General features: G+C 47.9%; 2 protein-coding genes. One reads left to right on the forward strand and one right to left on the reverse strand.

Features of this window, described 5'->3' with window-relative positions; translation table 11 throughout:
- Positions 1–185: 185 nt before the first annotated feature.
- Positions 186–773, reverse strand: a complete 588-nt coding sequence (gene folK, locus IQ219_RS18540; RefSeq protein ID WP_194073584.1) for a 2-amino-4-hydroxy-6-hydroxymethyldihydropteridine diphosphokinase — start codon at positions 771–773, stop codon at positions 186–188.
- A gap of 235 nt (positions 774–1,008) precedes the next feature.
- On the opposite strand from folK, the gene IQ219_RS18545 reads away from it, so the two are divergent.
- Positions 1,009–3,039 (forward strand): mechanosensitive ion channel family protein (locus tag IQ219_RS18545; protein ID WP_228017353.1); only part of this gene is annotated, 2,031 nt, incomplete at its 3' end.

The following is a 3,039-nucleotide window of genomic DNA, read 5'->3' on the forward strand; positions in this document are numbered from 1 at the left end:
GTCCAATTGATTGCTGTATCGCTCAAGTTGCTTTGGAGAATAATTTACTGTTGGTTCACAATGATCGTGATTTTGAGACGATTGCCCAGGTGCGTTTACTCCAACACTTCCCGTTTCAGCTTTGAACTTTTTGTCAGGCGATCGGTTTCTGCCAAAATCTCCTATTTTCGTAACTATATTTGGTCTTATTTATGAAGTGCCATAACGCTTGGAGTTAAAACTTGCTCTGATTCCATTCTCCCTCCTAATTCTGGCCCTGGAGCAACGGGCCAAACCGTGGTGCAATCCACCTGCCCAACTAATTGGGTGATGGTTTTTCCTGATCGGGGATCAACCCAGTCCGGCGCAATTTCTGCTAGGGGCACTAGCACAAACGGTCTGAACTGCATTTGAGGATGGGGAATGGTCAGCTTGGCCTGATCCAGTTGGCGATCGCCGTAGAAAATTAAGTCCAAATCCAGAGTGCGGGGCCCCCATTTTTCCAAACGAATGCGGCCAAATTTTTGTTCAATGGTCAGCAAAATTTGCAACAACTCCGGGGGAGATAGACTGACCTGTAAGGTCACACAGCCATTGATATAATCCGGTTGCGGCGGCCCAAAGGCTTGGCTGCGGTACCAACTAGAACAGCGCTCCACTTCAATGCCCGCCACTGAAGCCAATTCGGCGATCGCCCCTTGGAGATTATCCAGCACTGGGCCGATGTTACCCCCCAAACCCACCACTGCCCTATGGCGTGGTTGCGGAAAATCTGTGGGGGAAGCGAGAGCCATATAGATAGGGACAGATAAGCTATTCCATCCTACCAAAAACTTTTAACCCCAAGCCCTCAGACCCCATTGACAATTCGATGGATTTGCCTGGTTTGTCACAGAGTTTGAACGGATTGTTACTTCCACCGTCAACTTGGGAAACAACAATGGTCTACATCAACCATTCTTAAAACGTACTCACTGCTAAGATGGCGGTGAATTATTGCAAAAACTTTACAAAACTCCGACCATGCCTATGGGTTACCGACTTGCCACTGTCAAGCGTCTGATTCTGATTTGTCTCCTTGCCTTCACCCTAACGGTGATCATTCCCCCTGCTACAGCGCAAATAGTTTTTTCTGCGGGGGGAACCGATAGCAGTCAGAGTGCCTCCACTACTCCCTGGTGGGATACCAATAAAGCAAGACGTTGTGGCCGGCTCTGGTGCAGTGATGTGTTTTTGCGGGGCAGTTCCCAAGTCACCTTCACCGTGGGGTTAATTCCTAACCCAGAGGAAAGTTCCCAAGCGGCTGCCCAGGCGATCGAAAATCGGGCTAAGCAAGTGGAATCAATTTTTAATTCCATTTATTCTCGGTTAACTGGCTTGAATACAGTGGAAATTCCTGAGAAGAACGTGCAATTTCTTCGTTCCAAGGTTTTTGATCTGAGGCAATCTCGCTTTGGTTATCACTCTAGCCCTGGTAATTGGGGGGAAACGGCCCCGCCTCCTCCTAGCCCCCCAGGCTCCACCAATGCCACACCCGAAACTAAGGAAGACAACCAAGAAAACAGTTCAGTTGAGCGGAGAACCCCTACCACTTCTTTCCGTAACGCTCCCCAGAGTGCTATCCGAATTATTTCTTCCCCAGCGCCTAATTTAGCCAGTGTGGACGCCGACGAAATCCATCCCCTCACCCCCAACGTGGAAGTGGGCATTCAGAACAATGAGACAGTAATTTTTGTACCGAGTCAGCCAGCCCTGGGCCTAGCGCAGCAAACCATTGTTACGGTCAACCAAGCTGACGAAATTATTAATGGTAAGCCCATCAATTTATTGGCCCATGAATGGCGCGACAAAATACAAAGTAGTTTTGATAAGGCTTTATGGGGCCACGAACTGGATCGTCAACATCCTTGGGACCGTTATTACATCAGTGGTGCCTTTATGGTGGTGGCCCTGGCGATCGTCGCCGTTATGGGTTTAATTCGGTCTTTTTTCTACCGTCGAGACCGCTATCTACGCCAAGAGTTAAAAATTTTAGCCCAGTCCATCACTAAAGACATTGAAGCAGAAAGTGCTGAATCATTGCGCTTAGCTAGCCAAGAAGCGTCAGATTCCCCAGAAGCCAACCCCGATCGCCAAGGGGAAGAGGAGGAGAATGGCCATAGGGTGCCATCTAAGGAGGACAGTTTTCCTGGGTATATGCCCCTCGCCAACCAATTTAAACATCGGGTTAACCATGCTTGGCAAAACATCGGCGATTTAGCCAGCTTAAATTTACGGCGGCAAACCCTACTCAAACAACGTCGTAACTTTGCCCTATTAATGTGTTGGACTTTATTATGGCTTCAGATTTCCTGCATTTTTATTGTGGGAGCATTTATCGTTTATGTTTTTCCCTCTACCCGACCCTTTACCTTGTTGTTTATTGGCCAAGCCATGTATTTTCCCCTGCTTTGGATTGGGGTGACTTTAATCGATAAAGTGTGCGGTATTTTTGTTGATGGCTTTCTCAATAATTGGGCTAAGGAACAGCAATCCTATAACGAACAATCTAACCGTTACACCCTCAGGGTCATGACCTATTCCCCAGCCATCAAGGGAGGAATTTCGGCACTGCTGACTATTTTCGGCATCCTGGGCACCATTGCGCTATTTGGCATTAACCCTTTGGTGTTAGCTAGTTTTGGGGGCGTTGCCTTTGTGCTAGCTTTTCTGGGGCGCAACGTGGTGGAAGATATGCTCAATGGCACCCTCATTCTTTGGACAGACCGCTATGCCATCGGTGACGTGGTGCAAATTGGCGATGTTTTTGGTCTGGTGGAGAATATGAATATTTACATCACCCAGTTGCGGGGCCCCGAGGGCCGTTTGAGCACCATTCCCAACGGTAAAATTTCCGTAGTCCAAAATTTGACTAAGGATTGGTCCAGGGCGGAATTTATTGTGGAAATTGACCAGTCCAGTAATGTGGATAAAGCCCTTAATTTAATTCGGGTTGTTTCTGAACAAATGCGGGAAGATCCACTCTGGCAAGAGAAAATTTTGGAACCGGCGGCCATTTTG

Origin of the sequence: Synechocystis sp. LEGE 06083, assembly GCF_015207725.1 — a bacterium.
GTDB lineage: Bacteria > Cyanobacteriota > Cyanobacteriia > Cyanobacteriales > Microcystaceae > Synechocystis > Synechocystis salina.